The organism is Afipia sp. P52-10 (assembly GCF_000516555.1).
Classification (GTDB): domain Bacteria; phylum Pseudomonadota; class Alphaproteobacteria; order Rhizobiales; family Xanthobacteraceae; genus P52-10.
Genome location: NZ_AZSJ01000003.1, coordinates 1,490,394 through 1,510,093, shown reverse-complemented (window position 1 = coordinate 1,510,093; position 19,700 = coordinate 1,490,394). Strand labels below are relative to the sequence as shown.

General features: G+C 65.3%; 21 protein-coding genes. 11 read left to right on the top strand and 10 right to left on the bottom strand.

Going from position 1 to position 19,700, the window contains the following annotated elements:
- Nucleotides 1-80 precede the first annotated feature (80 nt).
- Nucleotides 81-497: a YraN family protein gene (locus X566_RS08480; protein WP_051443959.1), complete on the bottom strand. Its 417-nt coding sequence runs from the start codon at nucleotides 495-497 to the stop codon at nucleotides 81-83.
- Nucleotides 487-1,446 (bottom strand): 16S rRNA (cytidine(1402)-2'-O)-methyltransferase, encoded by a 960-nt coding sequence (gene rsmI, locus X566_RS08475; RefSeq protein WP_034465217.1) that lies wholly within the window; start codon nucleotides 1,444-1,446, stop codon nucleotides 487-489. The genes X566_RS08480 and rsmI overlap by 11 nt, the downstream gene beginning before the upstream one ends.
- 238 nt (nucleotides 1,447-1,684) lie before the next feature.
- Between rsmI and X566_RS08470 the strand changes: the two genes are divergently transcribed.
- On the top strand, nucleotides 1,685-2,911 hold the full coding sequence (locus X566_RS08470; RefSeq protein WP_034465215.1) for a penicillin-binding protein activator: 1,227 nt from the start codon (nucleotides 1,685-1,687) through the stop codon (nucleotides 2,909-2,911).
- Between the two features lie 71 nt (nucleotides 2,912-2,982).
- On the opposite strand, the gene hemW is transcribed toward X566_RS08470, so the two are convergent.
- From hemW to rph, 3 genes are read right to left on the bottom strand one after another with little or no spacing between them, the layout of a single operon-like run.
- Nucleotides 2,983-4,134, bottom strand: coding sequence for a radical SAM family heme chaperone HemW (gene hemW, locus X566_RS08465; protein ID WP_034465214.1), 1,152 nt, complete (start codon nucleotides 4,132-4,134; stop codon nucleotides 2,983-2,985).
- On the bottom strand, nucleotides 4,127-4,768 hold the full coding sequence (gene rdgB / locus X566_RS08460) for an RdgB/HAM1 family non-canonical purine NTP pyrophosphatase (protein ID WP_034465213.1): 642 nt from the start codon (nucleotides 4,766-4,768) through the stop codon (nucleotides 4,127-4,129). Before rdgB ends, hemW begins: the two co-directional genes overlap by 8 nt.
- A gap of 25 nt (nucleotides 4,769-4,793) precedes the next feature.
- Nucleotides 4,794-5,507, bottom strand: a complete 714-nt coding sequence (rph, locus tag X566_RS08455; protein ID WP_034468207.1) for a ribonuclease PH — start codon at nucleotides 5,505-5,507, stop codon at nucleotides 4,794-4,796.
- 257 nt (nucleotides 5,508-5,764) lie between these two features.
- Here rph and hrcA point away from each other — a divergent pair, with 257 nt between their 5' ends.
- Entirely contained in the window at nucleotides 5,765-6,823 is a 1,059-nt protein-coding gene (gene hrcA / locus X566_RS08450; protein WP_034465211.1) for a heat-inducible transcriptional repressor HrcA, read from the top strand.
- Nucleotides 6,824-7,006: 183 nt separating this feature from the next.
- Nucleotides 7,007-7,615 (top strand): nucleotide exchange factor GrpE, encoded by a 609-nt coding sequence (gene grpE / locus X566_RS08445; RefSeq protein WP_034465209.1) that lies wholly within the window; start codon nucleotides 7,007-7,009, stop codon nucleotides 7,613-7,615.
- A gap of 59 nt (nucleotides 7,616-7,674) precedes the next feature.
- On the opposite strand, the gene X566_RS08440 is transcribed toward grpE, so the two are convergent.
- Nucleotides 7,675-8,658, bottom strand: a complete 984-nt coding sequence (locus tag X566_RS08440; protein WP_051443958.1) for a hypothetical protein — start codon at nucleotides 8,656-8,658, stop codon at nucleotides 7,675-7,677.
- Nucleotides 8,659-8,962: 304 nt separating this feature from the next.
- Between X566_RS08440 and dnaK the strand changes: the two genes are divergently transcribed.
- From dnaK to X566_RS08410, 6 genes are all read left to right on the top strand, one after another.
- Entirely contained in the window at nucleotides 8,963-10,873 is a 1,911-nt protein-coding gene (dnaK, locus tag X566_RS08435; protein WP_034465207.1) for a molecular chaperone DnaK, read from the top strand.
- 126 nt (nucleotides 10,874-10,999) lie between these two features.
- Nucleotides 11,000-12,139, top strand: a complete 1,140-nt coding sequence (gene dnaJ / locus X566_RS08430) for a molecular chaperone DnaJ (RefSeq protein WP_034465206.1) — start codon at nucleotides 11,000-11,002, stop codon at nucleotides 12,137-12,139.
- Nucleotides 12,140-12,211: 72 nt separating this feature from the next.
- Nucleotides 12,212-12,814, top strand: a complete 603-nt coding sequence (locus tag X566_RS08425) for a class I SAM-dependent methyltransferase (RefSeq protein WP_034465203.1) — start codon at nucleotides 12,212-12,214, stop codon at nucleotides 12,812-12,814.
- Nucleotides 12,815-12,870: 56 nt separating this feature from the next.
- Nucleotides 12,871-13,458 carry an NADPH-dependent FMN reductase gene (locus X566_RS08420; RefSeq protein WP_034465201.1) on the top strand — a complete coding sequence of 196 codons (588 nt, stop codon included), beginning with the start codon at nucleotides 12,871-12,873 and terminating at the stop codon, nucleotides 13,456-13,458.
- 23 nt (nucleotides 13,459-13,481) lie between these two features.
- Nucleotides 13,482-14,213, top strand: coding sequence for an orotidine-5'-phosphate decarboxylase (pyrF, locus tag X566_RS08415; protein WP_034468205.1), 732 nt, complete (start codon nucleotides 13,482-13,484; stop codon nucleotides 14,211-14,213).
- Between the two features lie 57 nt (nucleotides 14,214-14,270).
- Nucleotides 14,271-14,573: a DUF1330 domain-containing protein gene (locus X566_RS08410; RefSeq protein WP_034465199.1), complete on the top strand. Its 303-nt coding sequence runs from the start codon at nucleotides 14,271-14,273 to the stop codon at nucleotides 14,571-14,573.
- Between the two features lie 155 nt (nucleotides 14,574-14,728).
- Here X566_RS08410 and X566_RS08405 read toward each other — a convergent pair whose 3' ends face one another.
- Nucleotides 14,729-15,733 (bottom strand): hypothetical protein, encoded by a 1,005-nt coding sequence (locus X566_RS08405; protein ID WP_244434705.1) that lies wholly within the window; start codon nucleotides 15,731-15,733, stop codon nucleotides 14,729-14,731.
- A 138-nt stretch (nucleotides 15,734-15,871) separates the two neighbouring features.
- Here X566_RS08405 and dapB point away from each other — a divergent pair, with 138 nt between their 5' ends.
- On the top strand, nucleotides 15,872-16,687 hold the full coding sequence (gene dapB / locus X566_RS08400; protein WP_034465195.1) for a 4-hydroxy-tetrahydrodipicolinate reductase: 816 nt from the start codon (nucleotides 15,872-15,874) through the stop codon (nucleotides 16,685-16,687).
- Between the two features lie 125 nt (nucleotides 16,688-16,812).
- Entirely contained in the window at nucleotides 16,813-17,436 is a 624-nt protein-coding gene (locus X566_RS08395; RefSeq protein WP_034465188.1) for a 2,3-bisphosphoglycerate-dependent phosphoglycerate mutase, read from the top strand.
- A gap of 46 nt (nucleotides 17,437-17,482) precedes the next feature.
- Here X566_RS08395 and X566_RS08390 read toward each other — a convergent pair whose 3' ends face one another.
- The 3 genes from X566_RS08390 to X566_RS08380 form a co-directional block, all read right to left on the bottom strand.
- Nucleotides 17,483-18,025: a DUF1772 domain-containing protein gene (locus X566_RS08390; RefSeq protein ID WP_160170457.1), complete on the bottom strand. Its 543-nt coding sequence runs from the start codon at nucleotides 18,023-18,025 to the stop codon at nucleotides 17,483-17,485.
- Nucleotides 18,026-18,097: 72 nt separating this feature from the next.
- Nucleotides 18,098-19,021, bottom strand: coding sequence for a bifunctional helix-turn-helix domain-containing protein/methylated-DNA--[protein]-cysteine S-methyltransferase (locus X566_RS08385; protein WP_034468203.1), 924 nt, complete (start codon nucleotides 19,019-19,021; stop codon nucleotides 18,098-18,100).
- A 148-nt stretch (nucleotides 19,022-19,169) separates the two neighbouring features.
- Nucleotides 19,170-19,682, bottom strand: a complete 513-nt coding sequence (locus X566_RS08380) for a DUF2244 domain-containing protein (protein WP_034465186.1) — start codon at nucleotides 19,680-19,682, stop codon at nucleotides 19,170-19,172.
- Nucleotides 19,683-19,700 lie beyond the last annotated feature (18 nt).

Here is a 19,700-nt window from a genome sequence, read left to right as displayed (position 1 = left end):
CCGGGGCAATCTTTCCAGTCTCTTTTCAGGATGGCTCCGATCCGGAACGGTTGTCCTGCGGGGCTGGAATGACAGCGGAATCAGCGGGGTGTCGCGTCGAAGGCTGCAATCAGATGACGAGGCAGATGGCCTGGCGCGATCAGCATCGCATCGAACCGCAGCTCGTCATTGGCGAATTGCGGATGGGCCGCGAGCCAGACCTCGGCGGCTGCGATAATCCGCAGCTGTTGCTGTGGCGTGATGGCATAGGCGGCATCGTCGAGTTTTGCCCGCGCCTTCACCTCGATGAACGCGGTCACGCCGCGGCGCCGCGCGATGATGTCGATCTCGCCCGCGCGCGACCGAAACCGTCGCGCAAGGATGCGATAGCCCTTGGCGATCAGCCAGGCAGCGCAGCGGCTTTCTGCCGACAAGCCATGTTCGAACGCGGCGATGCGTTCCGGCGCCGGGGCGCGTGCGGCAATCGGCGTGTGTCCTTTCGGCCGGTCAGTCGTCATCGTCGTTCGGCTCCGCAGCCCGTTTCGCCAGTTCGAGCGCGCGCGAATAGACAGCTCGTTTCGGATGCCCCGAGACCTCGACAGCATGCGCGACGGCGTCTTTCATGCTGTGGGTTTCCATCGCCGTCGTCAGGATGCGATCGAGGTCGTCGGAACTGAGCTGCCGGGCATCGGCGGCCGGCGGTGCGATCACCAGCACGAACTCGCCGCGGGTTTCAAGGGTTACGCTGTCGCTCGCAAGCTGCGCCAGCGGCGCACGCACGATCTCTTCGTGCAGCTTGGTCATTTCACGGCAGATCGCTGCTTCGCGGTCAGCCATTGCGGCGGCGAGGTCATGCAGCGTGTCGCCGATGCGCGAGCCGCCCTCGAACAGCACCAGCGTTGCATCGATGCGCGCGAGCTCGGCGATGCGGGTGCGCCGCGCGGCGGATTTCGGCGGCAGGAATCCCTCGAAGTAGAAACGGTCGGTCGGCAACCCGGCGACGCTCAACGCGGCCAGCACAGCGGACGGACCGGGAATCGCCGTCACGCGATGGCCTGCTGCTGCGGCCTCGCGCACCAGCTTGAAACCGGGGTCGGAGATCAGCGGCGTTCCGGCATCGGAAACGAGTGCGATCGCGCCTCCTTGCGCCAGCCGCTCGAGCAGCTTCGGCCGCGCGACTTGCGCGTTGTGCTCATGATAAGGCGTGAGCGGCGTCGCGATCAGAAACCGGTCCAGCAGTTTGCGCGTCACGCGCGAGTCCTCGCAGGCGATTGCGTCGGCACCCGCCAGCGTCTCCAGCGCGCGCAAGGTGATGTCGCCGAGGTTGCCGATTGGCGTCGCCACCAGATAGAGCCCCGCCGGCAGCTGCGGTGCGCTTAAGGGCGTGCCTGCGATGGTATATGTGTGCGACCGTGCCGCGTCTGCGGCGGGGGCTGCTGTCCTGGTGGATGTGGGTTTGTCGCGCATGACGTCAATCTAGAGCATGATCGGTCCGAACGGGACCTAAAAGATCAGGTCGAACAAGGAGATGGTTGGCCGACAGCGGAAGCCCGCGGGATCCGGCAACGCTCGCCTGAGGCTCGCCATAATTTTTCTGGGTTGGTTAACCAATGGACGACACTATGCCGGAATTGATATCCAGATGGTCTTGCTCAAGCATGACCGGGGGATGGGTCGCGAAGCCCGGTCCAGCGAAAGAGCCACGATGGATGGTCCGATAGAGTTGCTTCCCTCGCGTCCGGGCGTCACGCGCCGGTCCGCGCTGAGCTTGATCGTTGCCGCTCCCGCGCTTGCGGGCTGCGCCAATGTGCAGTCAGCCATCTCGAATTTCTCGACCTACCTGCCGGGCCAGGATCCTACCGCGCCTGCGCCGGCCGGGCCGCCTCAGGCATCGACGTCGCTCGGTACGGGATCGATCAAGGCCGGACTGATCCTGCCGCTGTCGGGCGCGGGCAATGCGCCGGCGATCGCGCAGTCGATGCGCAATGCCGCTGAGCTTGCATTGGCCGAATTCCAGAACCCGAACATCCAGCTCCTGGTGAAGGATGACGGCGGCAGCGCCCAGGGTGCGCAACAGGCCGCGCAGCAGGCGATTGACGAAGGTGCGGAGATCATCCTTGGGCCATTGTACGGCGTCGCGGTTCCCGGCGCGGCGCAAGTCGCACGCGGCCGCAACATCTCGGTGATCGCGTTCTCGACCGATTCGAGCGTCGCCGGCCGCGGCGTTTATCTGCTCAGTTTCCTGCCGGAGTCGGACGTCAGCCGGATCGTCGACTATGCCGTGAGCATCGGCAAACGATCATTCGCGGCGATGATCCGCGACAATGCCTACGGCAATGTCGTGGAGGCTGCTTTCAAGCAGGTGGCGGCGCGGCGTGGGGCGCGCATCGTCGTGTCCGAGCGCTATGGTTCCGATCGCAGCCAGTTGCAGAATGCCGCGCGCAACGTGGCGCAGGCGCTGCCGCAGGCGGACGCGCTGTTTCTGCCCGAGGACGGCGAGGCGATCGGCGGCGTGATCGAGGCGCTGACCACCGCCGGCGCCAATCTGCGCGGCGTGCAGTTGTTCGGCACCGGTCTCTGGGATCATCCGCGCGTGTATGCCAACGCAGCCCTGCAGGGTGGGCTCTATGCCGCGCCCGATCCGGCGGGCTATCGCTCGTTTGCGGGCCGCTACCGAACCAAATACGGACAGGAGCCGGTTCGCGCATCGACCCATGCCTACGATGCGGTCGCGCTGGTGGCGGCGCTGGCGAAGACGCAAGGCGGTCAGCGCTTCTCGCCGGACGTGCTGCAGAACGCCTCGGGTTTCGCAGGCATCGATGGTCTGTTCCGCTTCCGCCCCGACGGCACCAATGAACGCGGGCTTGCGGTGATGCGGGTCGGTTCCGGCGGCGGACAGGTTGCGTCTGCTGCGCCGCGCAGCTTCGTCTGATTGGCTGGCGGGACCGTCTCGGCTTCTCAAGCGGCGCGCGTGCGTTCGGTTCGGCGCCCGCGCGACAGCGATCAAGCCGCGAGATCGGCGACCACCGCATCGAGCACGGGAAAGCCATCCTGCGTCACGCGCAGCCGCCCGTCGGTATCGACGCTGATCACGCCCTCGTCGCGCAGTCCGTCGATACGATCCTGTGCCAGGGAACGACCGGCAAGCGCCCGGTAGCGCTGCGGATCGATGCCTTCGCGCAAGCGCAGCCCCATCAGCAGATATTCGTCGGCGCGTTCTTCGCTGGTCAGTTCGTCATCGGTGATGACGCCATGGCCGAGCGTTTCGACCCGCATCATCCAGCTTTCGGGACGCTTCTCGGTCGCGGTCGCGCGGCGTACGCCATCCACGTCGAGCCGGCCGTGCGCGCCGGGGCCGATGCCCGCATACTCGTCGCCGCGCCAGTAGATCAGGTTGTGACGGCATTCGGCGCCGGAGCGGGCGTGGTTGGAGATCTCGTAGGCAGGCAGGCCAAGCGCTGCGCAAACCTCCTGCGTCGTGTCGTACAGGGCCCGCGCATTCGCCTCGTCCGGAATCACCAGCTTGCCCGCAGCATGCAGGCCGGCGAACGGCGTGTCGGGTTCGATGGTGAGCTGATAGAGCGACAGGTGTTCGGCGGCTTCGGAGATCGCGAACCTCAACTCCTCGGTCCAGGCCTGCGTCGTCTGCGCCGGTCGCGCGTAGATCAGGTCGAACGAGTAGCGACCGAACGCCTTGCGGGCGATCGCCACCGCATCGAGCGCTTCGCGGGCCGAATGCAGGCGGCCGAGCGCCTTCAGCGAGGCGTCGTCCAAGGCTTGCACGCCGAGCGAGACGCGGTTGACGCCGGCGGCGCGATAGCCCTGGAAGCGGGTGGCTTCGACGCTGGTCGGATTCGCCTCCAGCGACACCTCGACGTCGCTCGCGACGGACCAGTGCTTGCCGATGGCATCGAGGATGGCGCCGACGGTTTCCGGCTTCATCAGGGATGGCGTGCCGCCGCCGAGGAAGATCGATGATACGGTGCGGCCCGGCGCGCGGGCGGCGGTGGTCGCGATCTCGCGCGCGAAGGCGCGGGCGAAGCGTTCCTCGTCGATGGCCGCGTGACGCACATGGCTGTTGAAATCGCAGTACGGGCACTTCGACAGGCAGAAGGGCCAGTGCACATAGACGCCGAAGGCTGGGCTGTCAGGCACGGGCAAGGCATCTCTCCGCCAGCTTCACGAATGCGCGCGCGCGGTGCGACAGTCCCATGCCGCGCGGAGGCAGTCCATGCTTTTCGTCCGAGGTCATTTCGCCGAACGTGCGAGCGTGACCGTCGGGCAGGAACATCGGATCGTAGCCGAAGCCTGCCGTTCCGCGCGGTGGCCAGACCAGCGTACCATCGACGCGTGCTTCCACCTCTTCGACATGACCGTCCGGCCAGGCGACGCACAGCGCGGAGACGAAGTGCGCGCCGCGATCGGCGGGCTCCCTTGCGCCGCGCTCCTGCAGCAACCGCTCGATCTGCGCCATCGCCGCATTGAAGTCCTTCGCAGGCCCGGCCCAGCGTGCCGAATAGATGCCGGGCTGCCCGCCGAGCGCATCGACCGCAAGGCCAGAGTCGTCCGCGAAGGCGGGAAGCTGCGCGGCCTTTGCTGCGGCCTCCGCCTTGATGCGGGCGTTGGCCTGGAAGCTGTCGCCGGTCTCCTCCGGTTCGCCCAAGCCCAGCTCGCCCGCGGATACTGCGGCGATTCCGTACGGCGCCAGCAGCTCGCGCATCTCGGCGAGCTTGCCGGGATTGTGGGTCGCGATCACGAGCTTGCCTTCGATGCGGCGGGGTGCGGTCATGGTCGGTTACGGCTCTGCGAATCGATCAGGCGACAGCCATCTTCTGCAGGTCGCAGAGTCTGGCAATGCCTTTCTTCGCGAGCGCCATCAGCGCCAGGAACTCGTCCTGGGAAAACGGCGTCTTCTCGGCGGTGCCCTGCACCTCGATGATACGGCCATCGCCGGTCATGACGAAGTTGGCGTCGGTTTCGGCTTCCGAGTCCTCGGCATAGTCGAGATCGAGCACCGGCGTACCGTTATAGATGCCGCAGGAAACCGCGGCGACGTGGTCGCGCAGCACGTCGCCTTTCACCATGTTGCGGGTTTTCATCCAGGCCAGGCAGTCGGCGAGCGCCACCCAGGCGCCGGTGATCGATGCGGTGCGGGTGCCGCCGTCCGCCTGCAGCACGTCGCAATCGACGGTGATCTGCCGCTCGCCAAGCGCGACGAGATCGACGGTGGTGCGCAAAGCGCGGCCGATCAGGCGCTGGATTTCGACCGTGCGGCCGTTCTGTTTGCCGGCACTGGCTTCGCGCCGCGTCCGTTCCAGCGTCGCGCGCGGCAGCATGCCGTATTCCGCGGTCACCCAGCCCCGGCCTTGCCCCTTCAGCCACGGCGGCAGACGATCCTCCAGCGTCGCTGTCACCAGCACATGAGTATCGCCGAACCTCACCAGGCAAGAGCCTTCGGCATATTTGACGACGCCACGTTCGAGGGTGACGGCGCGCAGTTCATCGGGCGCACGACGGCTTGGCCGCATGGAGGTCTCCAAGGGATTCGCGAAGAGATTCGCGAGGAAATTCACGGTTCGCCGGTGCTTTTAGGCGGCGCGCCCTGAGGCGGCAAGGGCGGGGGGCCGAAAAGTGGGGACTGGCTTTCCCGCGTCGTTTCATGCCCGCTGGGCAGACGAGCTCTGCCGCCGACATCGCAACTTGAAACCAGGCCGCAAAGTGGACAATTCTGACGGCGGACGTGGAGGTTACCGTGGTTGGAAGCGATCCGAGGGCACATCTGATCATGCCGCATGCCGGGCTCGCTCAGCTCAATGAGCGTTCGCGCGATATTTTCCGGCAAATTGTCGAGAGTTATCTCGCGACCGGCGAGCCAGTGGGCTCGCGCAACATCTCGCGGCTGATCACCGTGCCGCTGTCGCCGGCCTCGGTTCGCAACGTGATGTCCGATCTCGAGCAGCTCGGGCTGATCTATGCCCCGCATACCTCCGCCGGGCGGTTGCCGACCGAACTCGGCCTCCGTTTCTTCGTCGATGCGCTGATGCAGGTCGGCGACCTGACGGAGGCGGAGCGGCAATCGATCCAGAGCCAGCTGGCCTCGATCGGCCATGCCCAGACGGTCGAGGCGGCGTTGAGCGAAGCGATGTCGCGGCTGTCGGGCTTGACGCGCGCCGCCGCCGTGGTGCTGACGGCGAAGGCCAATGTCCGGCTGAAGCACATCGAATTCGTTCGCCTGGAACCGGAGCGTGCGCTGGTCGTGCTGGTGGCGGAAGACGGACAGGTCGAGAACCGCGTGTTGCCGCTGCCGCCGGGGGTGCCGACCTCGGTGTTGAACGAGGCCTCGAATTTCCTCAATGCGCGGATTCGCGGTCGCACCTTGGAAGAGGCCCGTGCGGAACTCGAGCAGGCGATGGCTGCGAGCCGTTCCGAACTCGATCAGCTCACGCAGAAGGTGATCGCAGCCGGCCTTGCGAGCTGGTCCGGTGGCGACGGCAACGAGCGGCAGCTGATCGTGCGCGGCCACGCCAACCTGCTCGACGACCTGCATGCGATGGAGGACCTCGAGCGCGTGCGGCTGCTGTTCGATGATCTCGAGGCGAAGCGCGGGGTGATCGATCTCCTGGGCCGCGCCGAGCAGGCCGAGGGCGTGCGCATCTTCATCGGCTCGGAGAACAAGCTGTTCTCGCTGTCGGGCTCCTCCACCATCGTCGCGCCCTATCGCGACAATGCCGGCCACATCGTCGGCGTGCTCGGCGTCATCGGCCCGACGCGGTTGAACTACGCCCGGGTGATCCCGACCGTCGATTACGCAGCCCGCATCGTCAGCCAGTTGCTTGGCAGCTGAGCGCGTTCCAGCGCGCCAACGGCCCGCGGCTCTCGCTATAGCCTTGATTTTCCGCGCCAAAGCCATGATATGCGGTATGCGCCGTGCGAGCAGTTTGCGGCAAAAGTTTCAGGCATGATCGCGGTGCAGCCGGCAGCAGCCGGTCCCGATCATGCCGGCCAACAGGGTACAAGGTTGAGTGGAATGACCGATAGCGACACCCAGAAGGATGGATTGGACGTGGCGCAGGACAACGAGCCTAAAGTTTCCAAGCCCTACATCATGCCGGACGATCCGGAGCCGGGTTCCGTCGAAGCGCTGGGCAAGGAGCTCGACGAGGCGCGCGACAAGGTTCTGCGCACGCTGGCCGAGATGGAGAACCTTCGCCGCCGGACGGCGCGGGAAGTGGCCGATGCACGGGCTTACGGCATCACCGGGTTTGCGCGCGACGTGCTCGACATTGCCGACAATCTGCAGCGTGCGCTGGACGCCGTTCCGGCAGAAGCCAAGGCTGCCGCGGATCCCGGCTTGAAGGCGTTGATCGAGGGCGTCGAGCTGACGGAGCGTGCGCTGCTCAATGCGCTGGAGAAGAACGGTGTGAAGAAGTTCGATCCCAACGGCGAGCGCTTCGATCCCAACTTCCAGCAGGCGATGTACGAGGTGCCGGACCCGTCGGTCCCGGCGGGGACTGTGGTTCAGGTGGTGCAGGCCGGCTACATGATCGGTGAGCGCGTGCTGCGGCCCGCGCTGGTCGGCGTCTCGAAGGGTGGAGCAAAGCCCGCGCCGGCGCCTGAAACCAACGACGGCAACTGAACGCCCGTCAATCGAAGCACGTCCCGGATCGGTCCGGGACGGCATTCGCCTGAACCGTATTAGCGAGGATTGATGCCGTCGCGGACGGCGCGGAAGCGGGTGAAGGCCTCCGGCCATGACTCGCGTGCCGAGGCGGCGACGATGCGCAAGGTGGCGCCGCCACCGAACCGCAGCCATTGCACCACCGTCACGGGCTTGTCGTCCTTGACGCTGGTCGCCTCGATCCGGGTCTCGTAGCCGGCGGTGCCGCCGATCCGCATCGGCTCCGAACTCGTGATTCGTCCTTCGCGCAGACCGGGAATCGTATTGGCAAGCTGTCGGGCGATGCGGTCGCGCTCGTTCGGCTGGTCAGCGGAAATCCGGGCGATCGAAATCAGCATATACGGCGAGCCGGCGAGCGCGGCTTCCTCGTCGTCGCTGTCCAGCAGGATCACGGCCTGTCCCGGCACCAGCGTTTTCACGGTCTTGAAGCCGGACAGATCGGACACCTTGAAGGGCAGCAGCGAGAGCTGCTCGGCGGCGGGGATTTCGGTGCGGATCGTGGTGGAGGCCAGCATCTGGCGGATCGCCTGATCCGGATAGGCCTTGGCCGCAGCCTCCGGAATGTCGACGGCGACGTAGCCCGCGATCTTGCCGTCGGAGACCAGGATCGCCACCCGGTTGTTCTTCGGGCCGCTGTTCGGGCCGCCGGCGCGGCTGAGATAGGCCCGTCCTGCTGCGGTCTGGAAGCTCTCGGCGTTTTCCATCGCCGTCGGCACGGATTTGCGCTCCTTGATGGCTGTGTCCACGGCATCGAACGCCGAGGCCGGCAGCTCTCGCAATGTCACCGTCAGGTTGTTGTCCGGATTCTCGAACCCCATGCCGTCCTTCACTGCCACCACCCCCTGCAGGGGAATAAGACCGATCCGCGATCCCGTGGGATAGACGAGCTCGTTGGCGCGGACCGCGCCGGCAAGCAGCGTCAGGGCCAGGAAAGCGAGGGCCAGCGACGCGGCCAGGCGGGAGGACGGGATGGAAGGAACGGCTGTCGGACCAATGCGCATCAGGCTTTCTCGGACAGATTTTGGGCCGTTTGATGTTGCCGCCCCGCGCTGCGGCTGGGCGGTCGGGGCGCGAATCCAGCCTTAACCGGCCTGGTAAAATGATGAAAGTGCGGTCGCGGAATCGTGACCAAATCTCTTGCGGCTGCGGGTGGCTCTCTTATATCTCCCGCGGGCGCTTCAAAAGATTGAGGCGCGATGGTTTTGGGGGCCGGAACGGGGTTCGGCGGGCTGACCGCTCGTTCGATCTCATCGGGTGCCTAATCGAGGGCCCGGCTGGCTCGCCGCAGAGAAAGGGTAAGAGACCATGGGAAAGGTCATTGGTATCGATCTGGGCACCACGAATTCGTGCGTTGCCGTGATGGATGGCAAATCGCCAAAAGTTATTGAGAATGCCGAAGGCATGCGGACCACACCGTCCATCGTCGCGTTCACCGACGACGGCGAGCGGCTTGTCGGCCAGCCGGCCAAGCGCCAGGCAGTCACGAATCCTGAGAAGACGTTCTTCGCGGTGAAGCGCCTGATCGGCCGCCGCTATGACGACCCGATGGTCGAGAAGGACAAGGGCCTCGTCCCTTACAAGATCGTCAAGGCCGGCAACGGCGACGCCTGGGTCGAGGCCGACGGCAAGACCTATTCGCCCTCGCAAGTGTCTGCCTTCATCCTGCAGAAGATGAAGGAGACCGCGGAAGCCCATCTTGGCCAAAAGGTCGATCAGGCCGTCATCACTGTTCCCGCATACTTCAACGACGCGCAGCGCCAGGCGACCAAGGACGCCGGCAAGATCGCGGGTCTTGAGGTGCTGCGCATCATCAACGAGCCGACGGCGGCGGCGCTCGCCTACGGCCTCGACAAGGCGAAGGCCGGCACGATCGCGGTGTACGACCTCGGCGGCGGCACGTTCGACGTGTCGATCCTCGAGATCGGCGACGGCGTGTTCGAAGTGAAGTCCACCAACGGTGACACGTTCCTCGGCGGTGAAGATTTCGACATGCGCCTGGTCGGCTATCTCGCCGATGAATTCCAGAAGGAGCAGGGCATCAACCTGCGCAACGACAAGCTCGCGCTGCAGCGGCTGAAGGAAGCCGCCGAGAAGGCGAAGATCGAGCTGTCGTCGACCACGCAGACCGAGATCAACCTGCCGTTCATCACCGCGGACCAGACCGGTCCGAAGCATCTGACGATGAAGCTCACCCGCGCCAAGTTCGAGGCGCTGGTGCAGGATCTCGTCGACAAGACCATCGAGCCGTGCCGCAAGGCGCTGAAGGATGCCGGCCTGTCGGCTGGTGAGATCACCGAAGTCGTTCTGGTCGGCGGCATGACCCGCATGCCGAAGATCCAGGAGGTGGTGAAGCAATTCTTCGGCAAGGAGCCGCACAAGGGCGTCAACCCGGACGAGGTGGTCGCGATCGGTGCTGCGATCCAGGCGGGCGTGCTGCAGGGCGACGTCAAGGACGTGCTGCTGCTCGACGTGACGCCGCTGTCGCTCGGCATCGAGACGCTGGGCGGCGTGTTCACGCGCATCATCGAGCGCAACACGACGATCCCGACCAAGAAGAGCCAGGTGTTCTCGACTGCCGAGGACAATCAGAATGCCGTCACCATCCGCGTCTTCCAGGGTGAGCGCGAAATGGCTGCCGACAACAAGATCCTCGGCCAGTTCGATCTGATGGGCATTCCGCCGGCACCGCGCGGCATGCCGCAGATCGAGGTGACGTTCGACATCGACGCCAACGGCATCGTCAACGTGTCCGCCAAGGACAAGGCGACCGGCAAGGAGCAGCAGATCCGCATCCAGGCCTCGGGTGGCCTGTCCGAAGCCGACATCGACAAGATGGTCAAGGACGCAGAGGCGCATGCCGCCGACGACAAGAAGCGGAAGGAGGCCGTCGAGGCGAAGAACCACGCCGATGCGCTGGTGCATTCGACCGAGAAGGCGCTCGCCGAGCATGGCTCGAAGGTCGACGAGAGCGACCGCCGCGCGATCGAGGATGCCGTCAGCGACCTGAAGGAGGCGCTGAAGGGCGAGGACGCCGAGGCGATCAAGGCGAAGACCAACACGCTGGCGCAGGTTTCGATGAAGCTCGGCGAAGCGATGTACAAGCAACAGCAGGCCGAGGCCGAAGGTGCCGCCGCGGCTGATGCGAAGAAGGACGACGTTGTCGACGCGGAGTTCACCGAGGTCGACGACGACAAGAACAACAAGAAGTCGGCCTGATCCAAGACGGAGTCACCGATGGCCCCCATCTCGCAGAGCGCCATGCGCGTGTCGAAGGATGGGGGCCCTTTGCTTTTGCGGATTGTTTCCTACCTTCTGTCGAAGCAGGGGTGACGAGATTCGACGATGTCTGCCAAGCGCTGCTACTACGAGACCCTGGAAGTCGAACGCACGGCCGATGAATCCGGCCTGAAGTCCGCGTTCCGCAAGCTCGCGATGAAGTGGCATCCGGATCGCAATCCGGGTGACCAGACGAGCGAGATTCGTTTCAAGGAAATCAACGAAGCCTACGAGGTTCTGAAGGACCCGCAGAAGCGCGCCGCCTACGACCGCTTCGGTCATGCCGCGTTCGAGCACGGCGGCATGGGCAACGGTGCCGCGCACGGCTTCGGCAACGACTTCGGCTCGGCCTTCAGCGATATCTTCGAAGGCATCTTCGGCATGGCGAGCGGGCGTCGCTCCGGTGGCCGCGAGCGTGGAGCCGACCTTCGCTACAACATGGAAATCACGCTCGAGGAGGCATTCTCGGGCAAGACCGCGCAGGTGCATATCCCAGCGTCGGTGACGTGCGAGGCCTGCTCGGGCACCGGCGCCAAGGCCGGCTCGAAGCCGAAGGCCTGCACGACCTGCGGCGGCGCCGGCCGCATCCGCCAGGCGCAGGGCTTCTTCACGGTCGAGCGCACCTGTCCATCCTGCCATGGGCGGGGGCAGACGATCGACGATCCCTGTACATCGTGCTCGGGCTCGGGCCGCGTCACGCGCGAGCGCGTGCTTTCGGTCAACATTCCGGCCGGCGTCGAGGATGGCACCCGCATCCGTCTCGCCGGCGAAGGTGAAGCCGGCGTGCGCGGTGGCCCGCCGGGCGATCTCTACATTTTCCTCTCGCTGGTCCCGCACGACTTCTTCCAGCGTGAGGGTGCGGACCTCCACTGCCGCGTGCCGATCTCCATGGTGACGGCAGCGCTGGGCGGCGAATTCGATGTGCCGACCATCGAGCGCGGCAAGAGCAAGGTAAAAATTCCGGCTGGAACACAGTCCGGCCGTCGATTCCGCATCGCATCAAAGGGTATGCCGGTGCTACGCTCGCGCCAGGTCGGCGACATGTACGTGCAGGTTGTGGTCGAAACGCCGCAAAACCTCACCAAGAAGCAGAAGGATCTGCTCGCGGAATTCGAGAAGCTGTCGTCCGGCGACACCCAGCCGGAAGCGGCAGGTTTTTTCTCCAAGGTCAAGGACTTCTTTGGCGCGCGGTCGGCCGCTAACTGACTCATTTGCTTGACCGATTTGCCGTTGCTCTGTACCTCTATGACGGGTCCGTGACACCCGTCTGGTAGCGAAATGCCTCTGCAGTCCTCCCTGCGCGTTCAGAAGAAACCGCTCCGCCTCGATGACGAGGTTCGTTTTCTTCGTTCATGGATCGAAAAACCTCTGCACATGGGCGCGGTCATGCCGTCCAGCAAGGCGTTGGCGCGCACGATGGCGCAGTTCGTCGATCCCCAGGCGGATGGTCCGGTGATCGAGCTCGGGCCCGGCACCGGCGCGATCACCAATGCGCTGATCGAGCGCGGCGTCGATCCGGCGCGGCTCGTGCTGATCGAATACAACCCCGGTTTCTGCGCGCTGCTGCGCGACCGCTATCCGACGGCGACGGTGGTGCAGGGCGATGCCTATGCGCTGCGGGATTCGCTCTGGCAGACGCTGGCGGAGCCGGCCTCGGCGGTCGTCTCCGGTCTGCCGCTGGTGACCAAGCCGATGCGGCAGCGAATCAGGCTGCTGCGCGAGGCGCAGGCTCTGGCCCAGCCGGGCGCGCCCTTCATTCAGTTCACCTATTCCGTTGCGCCGCCGATTCCGAAGTCGCTGACGGGGGTTACCGCCCAGGCCTCGGAGCGGATCTGGTTGAATATTCCCCCGGCGCGCGTCTGGGTGTATCGCAAGAGCTGAGCCCGTCGTCGGTGTGGCGGCGGGTTGTTTGAAACCGCCGTTGAGTCGATTGACAGATGCCCACCGTCAAAATCCTCGTCATTCCTGGCTCGCTGCGCACCGGCTCGATCAATGCGCGGTTGGCTGCTGCCGTCGCCAAGGAATTCGCGCTCGCTGGTGTCGACGTCACGCGGCTCTCGCTCGCCGACTACCCGCTGCCGATCTATGACGGCGATCTGGAAGCGAAGTCCGGCGTGCCGAAGAACGCGCTCAACCTGAAGCGCATGCTCGGCGCGCACCATGGCGTCGTCTTCGTCACCCCCGAATATAATTCGTCGCTGCCGCCGCTGCTGAAGAACGCGATCGACTGGATCACCCGCGTCGAGGACGGGAACGAAACCCAGGGCCAGGTGTTTCGCGAGCGCGCTTTTGCGATGGCGTCGGCCTCGGAAGGCAAGCTCGGCGGCTCGCGCTGTCTTGCGGCGCTGCGGTTGATCCTGTCGGGTTGCCGCGCCACCGTCATCCCGAACCAGCTTGCGCTCTCGTTCGCCGATCAGGCCTATGACGAGCGCGAGCGGTTGAAGCACAAGGCGGATAGCGACGCGCTCCGGGGGATGGTGACGCAACTGATCGATGTCGCACAGCAAATGACGAGAGGCGCATGACCGCAACGAGCCAGGTACGACGCATGAGCAGCACGCAGGCAAACGACACCGCCATCGATCCGCGCGACCGGCTGATCGTCGCGCTCGATCTGCCCTCGGTTGCCGAGGCGGAGGCGATGGTGGCCCGGCTCGGCGATCACGTGTCCTTCTACAAGATCGGCATGGAGCTCACCTACGCGGGCGGCCTGCCGCTGGCGGAAAGGCTGATCGGCAGCGGCAAGAAGGTGTTCATCGATCTCAAGCTGCACGATATTCCAAACACCGTAGAACGCGCGGCGCGGCAGATCGCCAGGCTCGGCGCGAGCTTCCTCACCGTGCACGCCTATCCGCAGAGCATGAAGGCGGCGCTCGCGGGCGTCGCCGGCTCGAAGCTGAAGCTGCTCGCGGTGACGGTGATGACGTCTTACGACGATGCCGACCTTGCCGCGGCCGGCTATTCCCTCGGCGTCAAGGAGCTGGTGTCGCGCCGCGCCCTGCAGGCACGCGATGCGGGCATCCATGGGTTGATCCTGTCCCCGGAGGAGACCGAGAGCATCCGCGCGCTGGTCGGCCCCGGCATGGCGCTGGTGACGCCGGGCATCCGCCCCGCAGGAACAGCGATCGGCGACCAGAAGCGCATCATGACGCCGGCGCGGGCGATTGCCGGCGGCGCCGATCATCTGGTGGTCGGCCGGCCGGTCACCGAGGCTGCCGATCCGGTGGCGGTGGCGGATGCGATTGTTGCCGACATCGCCGCCGCGCAGGCGCAGCGGTGATAACGCCGCCCGGTTTGCGTTTGCGGATCGTTGTCGGCTCCATCAGGAGGAAGCGTGATGGCCAAGGCCTATTGGATCGCGCGCGTCGACGTCCATAACATGGACGGCTATCGCGCCTATGTCGCCGCCAACGGCGCGGTGTTCAACAAGTACGGGGCGAAATTCCTGGTCCGCGGCGCGCCGTTCGAGAATCCGGAAGGTTCATCGCGCTCGCGCAACGTGGTGCTGGAGTTCAAGGACTACGCCACCGCGCTCGCCTGCTACAACTCGCCGGAGTATCAGCATCTCATCACGGTGCGAGCGCCGCATTCGGAATGCGATCTGGTGATCGTCGAGGGCTACGACGGCCCGCAGCCGTAATCTCACGTCACGCCGTCCGCGCGAACGCGGACCACTCATCCGAGACGTCGAGGCATCGGTGATTGAGCCGAGAGGGGGCGGCGTACTGGATGCCCGCGTGCACGAGCATCACAGTCGTGGCGAGACGGAGCCGGCATAAGCCAATTCCGGAAGCGCTACTTCAGGTTTTCCGGCACGATCAGCGGCACGAAGCCGAACACGCCGGCGCTGTCCGGATCGACGATCACGCGCACCGCGTGGATGTCGTTCTCGCCATAGACCATCAGCTTCAGCATGTTCGGAATCGGCTTGCCGCGGCTGTTGCGCATCGGCTTCAGTTCGATGAAGTGCTCGTCGCCGTTGACGATCAGCACAGGCTTTCCGAACGCCTGCGCGCCCTTCTCCAGCGCATCGAGGACATTGGCGAATCCGGATTGCCGCGGCATCGCGCCGCTCGGAAGCCGGGCCTGATCGAATTCGGCCTGCATGAAGACGACGACGGCATTGGCGTTGGCATTCTGCGCCTTCTTGAAGCTATTCTCGATCCAGGCGACGTTCGCCTTGTCGCGGGCGAAGAATTCGCTCGCCGCTGCCGGGTCCTGCGCCTCGAAGCCGTTGTTGGAGCCGACCACATGCACACTGAAAACCTGCACGCCGTTCCTCTCGAAACGCGCGTTCTCGACGTAAGGCGCGAACTCCGCCATCACCATCGCCTGGCTTTCCAACACCATCGGCGTCTTGCCGAGTGATCTGCCGGGATTGGCGTAGAACAGCGAACGAAGCTTGGTCAGCCGTTCGCGCGGGTCGAACGCGCCTGCCTCGCGGCGATGGCAGTCGGTCCATTCGTTGTCGCCAGGGGTGTAGACCAGCGGTCCTTCGAAGGTCTGCATCTGGTCGAGCGATTGCTGCAGCATGGCATCGCTGCATGGCGTCGAGCTGCCTTTGATGTCGCCGACATGGATGGTGAAGGCGGGCTTCAGCGCGTTGATCGCGGCAATCAGCCGGTCGAACTTGGCGATGTCGTCCGGCAGCCTGTAGGGCATGTCGCCGAGCGCGACGAAGGAGAAAGTCCGCTCGCCACCGATCGTCTCGGCGGCAGGAGCCGGCGGCGGAACCAGCGCGCCGGCGAGCGCGGTGGCCCCGGCCAGGGACTTCAACAGGCGGCGCATGGATCGAGGCATGGCGTGGCTCCGAAAACGGACGAGCGTAGCGGCGGACGGTGACCGGGCTTTGACAGGCGGCGGGCGAGTTGCCGCGGGGGGAAAGCGCAGCTATACCGCAGGCATTGCGAAGGACCAATGTTGCAAGGAACAAGTGGCATGTCCGACATGCGTTTGATCGTGGCTGGTGCCGGCGGCCGGATGGGCCGCGTGCTGGTGCGGACCATCGCACAGGCCAAAGGCGCGGTGCTGACGGGGGCGCTCGAGGCGCCGACCTCGCCGCTGCTGGGGCAGGATTCGGGCGTGCTGGCCGGGCTTCCCGCCAATGGCGTGGCGCTGTCGGCGGACCTGTGGGAGCTTGCGAAGAACGCCGACGGCGTGATCGATTTTACGGTGCCTGCCGCCACCATCGCCAACGTGGCGATCGCGGCGCAGCGGCGCCTGGTGCATGTCATCGGCACCACTGGCCTGTCGGAGTCCGACCAGGCTGTGATCCGCAGCGTCACCGCACAGGCGACGGTTGTGCAGTCCGGCAACATGAGCCTTGGCGTCAATCTGTTGGCCGCGCTGGTGAAGCGTGTTGCCAAGTCGCTGGACGAGGACTTCGACATCGAGGTGCTGGAGATGCATCACAAGATGAAGATCGATGCGCCGTCCGGTACCGCCTTGATGCTCGGGCAGGCGGCCGCCGACGGACGCGGCGTCGAGCTCGGCCAGCGCGCGGTCCGTTCGCGCGATGGCTACACCGGCGAGCGGCGCAACGGTGACATCGGCTTTGCCACCTTGCGCGGCGGCACGGTGGTCGGCGATCACACGGTGATCTTCGCCGGCGCCGACGAGCGGATCGAGCTGTCGCACAAGGCGGGCGATCGGGCGCTGTTCGCCAATGGCGCGGTCAAGGCCGCGCTGTGGGCGCGCGACAAGAAGCCGGGCTTCTATACCATGATGGATGTGCTCGGCCTGAGTGATTTCTAAGGCGCGATCCGGAATGGAGCGATTTTCCGAAGGGTCATGCGCGAACGAGAAACCGCAGCGATGACGTTTCTGCCGAAACGGGTCGCGCGATACAACGATCTGAAGCGTCACGGAGTGAAAAGCGAATGAGCGACCGTCTGCTTGTGCTGGTGCGTCACGGCCAGAGCGAATGGAATCTGAAGAACCTCTTCACCGGCTGGCGTGATGTCGATCTCACCGAGCAGGGGATCAGCGAGGCGCGCGAAGCCGGCCGCAAGCTGAAGGCCCAGGGGCTTGCCTTCGATGTCGCGTTCACCTCGAATCTGAAGCGCGCGCAGCGCACCCTCGGCCTGGTGCTCGAGGAAATGGGTGCGAGCAACATTCCGGTGATGAAGGATCTGGCGCTGAACGAGCGCGACTATGGTGACCTGTCGGGCCTGAACAAGGACGATGCGCGTAAAAAGTGGGGTGAGGAGCAGGTGCATATCTGGCGCCGCTCCTACGACATCGCGCCGCCCGGCGGCGAAAGTCTGCGGGATACGCTGGCGCGCACGCTGCCTTATTATGTGCAGGAGATTTTGCCGCGCGTGCTGCGCGGCGAGCGCGTGCTGGTCGCCGCACACGGCAATTCGCTGCGTGCGCTGGTGATGGTACTGGAGCGACTGTCGCCGGAGGGCATTCTCTCGCGCGAGATCGGCACTGGCGTTCCGATCATCTACCGTCTCAATGCCGACGCGACGGTCGCGTCGAAGCTCGATCTCGCGGCCTGACGCGAGCCGGATAACCAGCCTGTCGCACCGCCAATGGTGAGGCGCGTCAGGCGGTCTGCGTGGTCATGCGCGGTATCTGCCGCGCAGCGGTATAGGGTTGCAGCAGCAGGCTGATGTAGCTCGTGACGAAGGCGGCGAGCGCGAGCACCGACGTCAACATGCGCAGCGTATTCCAGAACGCCCAAGGCTCAAGATAGTCGTTCCAGATGCGGGCTGCGGTTTCCGGTGTGGGTGCGGCACTGGCGAGCGCCTCGTTCAGTGGCATGCTGTAGAGCAGCGTCACCATCAAGACGCCGACGCCGTAGATCAGGGTTCCTATCAGCGCGAAGGCGAGCGGCCGGCCGCCATTGCCGATCAGCAGAATCACTGAAATGCCGCCGAACGCCAGTGTACCGAAGAATGCGAAGGCGAAGGTTCCATTGCGGACGATGGCGTTGATGCCCTGCATTGCGCGAATCGCCGATTCGGGATCCGTGGCGGCGAGGCCCGGCATCACGGAACAGGAGTAGGCGTAGAAAAAGCCGGAGATCAGTGCCGCCGCAAGGATGGAGATCGCAAGGCAGGTCAGCCGCACCGATCGCTTCGTCATGAGTCCATCCATCCATCGCCGCGATCATGCGACGATAGAGACAGGACTCACCTGAGTCATATTACAATCCTGTCATATTGCGCCTTGCATCGGTCCTTGCATCGGGCCTTGCACCTGGCCCGCTTCCCAGCCGAGCATCGCCTGCTTGCGCGTGATGCCCCAGTGATAGCCGGTGAGGGCGCCGCTCTTGCCGAGCACACGATGACAGGGAACCACAAACGATACCGGGTTCCTGCCGACCGCTGCACCGACGGCGCGCGACGCCTTCGGACGCGCGATCGATTGGGCGACGTCGGAGTAGGTCGCCGCGCGGCCCATCGGTATCCGCAGCAGCGTCTCCCAGACCCGCACCTCGAAGTCGGTGCCGATCAAGACGACGCGCAAGGGCTGGTCTTTCTGCCAGAGGCCGGGGTCGAAGATCCGCTGCGCCAGCCGGGCGGTTTCCGCCGCGTCCGCAACATAGGTCGCGTGCGGCCAGCGCCGCCGCATGTCGGCGAACGCGGCCGGCTCGTCGCCCGGATCGGCGAAGGCGAGGCCAGCAAGGCCGCGCTCGGTGGCGATCACGATCGCCGTTCCGAACGGCGAGGGATGGAAGCCGTAGCGCAGCGTCATGCCGGCGCCGCCGGTCTTCCACTCGCCGGGCGACATCGCCTCGTGGGTGACGAAGAGGTCGTGCAGCCGGCCGGGGCCGGACAGGCCGCTGTCGAGCGCCGCGTCGAGCACGCTTGCGGAATCCCGCAGCAGGCTCTTGGCATGGTCGAGCGTCAGCGCCTGCATGAAGGCCTTCGGCGTCAGTCCCGCCCAGCGGCGGAACAGGTGGTGCAGCTCGTCGGGGGTGACGGATGCGGCATCGGCAATGGCCTCGATCTCAGGCTGGCGGCGCCAGTTCTCGGAGATGAAGGCGATCGCGCGCCGCACCGAATCGTAATCGCGCAGCGCCGCGTTCTGTGGGCCCGGTTTGACCGGGTGGTGGTTGGTGAGTGCAAGATTCATCATGGCATCGATGTAGGCCTGACCGCCGCTGTGAACCACCCGATTCCGGATCGCCAGACGAGCGGTTCGATTCCAGCACGGGCATGCCGATGCGGCAAGGGCTTCCGCTCCCGTTGGAGTGGGAGAAACACGCTTAATATCAATGGATTAGTTATGTGATCGGGTTGTAGTCGATGCCGCGTTTGGCGGTGGCCAGCGCCGCAGTCAGCGCTTTGGCGAAACTCTGCTTTTCATCGGGGCCCAGGAAATTGGCGATGCCGAGGCTTTGCCCGCGCGAGACCAGGGCGAGCCTTTCCACGCCGAACTCCTCATGCTTTTCGACGTCGAGCCGGACCCAAAGCGGGTTGAAGGTCCATTCCGACACGGCGCCACGATGGCTGACGCGGCGGACATGCAGCGCCGACGGCGTGACCGAATACTCCTCATAGGCGGTGGCGCGGCGGAAGTTGACGCGAAACGCCCACCAGATCGCCAGCACGTCGAGGCCGAAGAAGCCGAACACCGGCCAGGCGCCCATCGACAGGAAGATCAGCCCGGAGATGAACGAGACGATGCTGACGAAGCTCATCAGGATCAGGAAGCTGGTCCTGTTGAGTGAACGGTGCGGCGTGAGCAGCGCGGAAAACAGCGTCGGCTCGTCGTCAAAGGAGTTGCCTGCGGTCATGGGGCTTATCTATACCGG

Excerpts from the sequence above, each read along its gene's own strand:
- X566_RS08420 (WP_034465201.1), top strand. The coding sequence starts at position 12,871 with ATGCCCACCGTCAAAATCCTCGTCATTCCTGGCTCGCTGCGCACCGGC.
- X566_RS08390 (WP_160170457.1), bottom strand. The coding sequence starts at position 18,025 with ATGACGAAGCGATCGGTGCGGCTGACCTGCCTTGCGATCTCCATCCTT.
- X566_RS08470 (WP_034465215.1), top strand. The coding sequence starts at position 1,685 with ATGGATGGTCCGATAGAGTTGCTTCCCTCGCGTCCGGGCGTCACGCGC.
- X566_RS08410 (WP_034465199.1), top strand. The coding sequence starts at position 14,271 with ATGGCCAAGGCCTATTGGATCGCGCGCGTCGACGTCCATAACATGGAC.
- rph (WP_034468207.1), bottom strand. The coding sequence starts at position 5,507 with ATGCGGCCAAGCCGTCGTGCGCCCGATGAACTGCGCGCCGTCACCCTC.
- X566_RS08425 (WP_034465203.1), top strand. The coding sequence starts at position 12,212 with ATGCCTCTGCAGTCCTCCCTGCGCGTTCAGAAGAAACCGCTCCGCCTC.
- dnaJ (WP_034465206.1), top strand. The coding sequence starts at position 11,000 with ATGTCTGCCAAGCGCTGCTACTACGAGACCCTGGAAGTCGAACGCACG.
- X566_RS08380 (WP_034465186.1), bottom strand. The coding sequence starts at position 19,682 with ATGACCGCAGGCAACTCCTTTGACGACGAGCCGACGCTGTTTTCCGCG.
- X566_RS08405 (WP_244434705.1), bottom strand. The coding sequence starts at position 15,733 with ATGCCTCGATCCATGCGCCGCCTGTTGAAGTCCCTGGCCGGGGCCACC.
- dapB (WP_034465195.1), top strand. The coding sequence starts at position 15,872 with ATGTCCGACATGCGTTTGATCGTGGCTGGTGCCGGCGGCCGGATGGGC.
- X566_RS08395 (WP_034465188.1), top strand. The coding sequence starts at position 16,813 with ATGAGCGACCGTCTGCTTGTGCTGGTGCGTCACGGCCAGAGCGAATGG.
- grpE (WP_034465209.1), top strand. The coding sequence starts at position 7,007 with ATGACCGATAGCGACACCCAGAAGGATGGATTGGACGTGGCGCAGGAC.
- X566_RS08440 (WP_051443958.1), bottom strand. The coding sequence starts at position 8,658 with ATGCGCATTGGTCCGACAGCCGTTCCTTCCATCCCGTCCTCCCGCCTG.
- X566_RS08385 (WP_034468203.1), bottom strand. The coding sequence starts at position 19,021 with ATGATGAATCTTGCACTCACCAACCACCACCCGGTCAAACCGGGCCCA.
- pyrF (WP_034468205.1), top strand. The coding sequence starts at position 13,482 with ATGAGCAGCACGCAGGCAAACGACACCGCCATCGATCCGCGCGACCGG.
- rdgB (WP_034465213.1), bottom strand. The coding sequence starts at position 4,768 with ATGACCGCACCCCGCCGCATCGAAGGCAAGCTCGTGATCGCGACCCAC.
- rsmI (WP_034465217.1), bottom strand. The coding sequence starts at position 1,446 with ATGCGCGACAAACCCACATCCACCAGGACAGCAGCCCCCGCCGCAGAC.
- X566_RS08480 (WP_051443959.1), bottom strand. The coding sequence starts at position 497 with ATGACGACTGACCGGCCGAAAGGACACACGCCGATTGCCGCACGCGCC.
- hrcA (WP_034465211.1), top strand. The coding sequence starts at position 5,765 with ATGCCGCATGCCGGGCTCGCTCAGCTCAATGAGCGTTCGCGCGATATT.
- dnaK (WP_034465207.1), top strand. The coding sequence starts at position 8,963 with ATGGGAAAGGTCATTGGTATCGATCTGGGCACCACGAATTCGTGCGTT.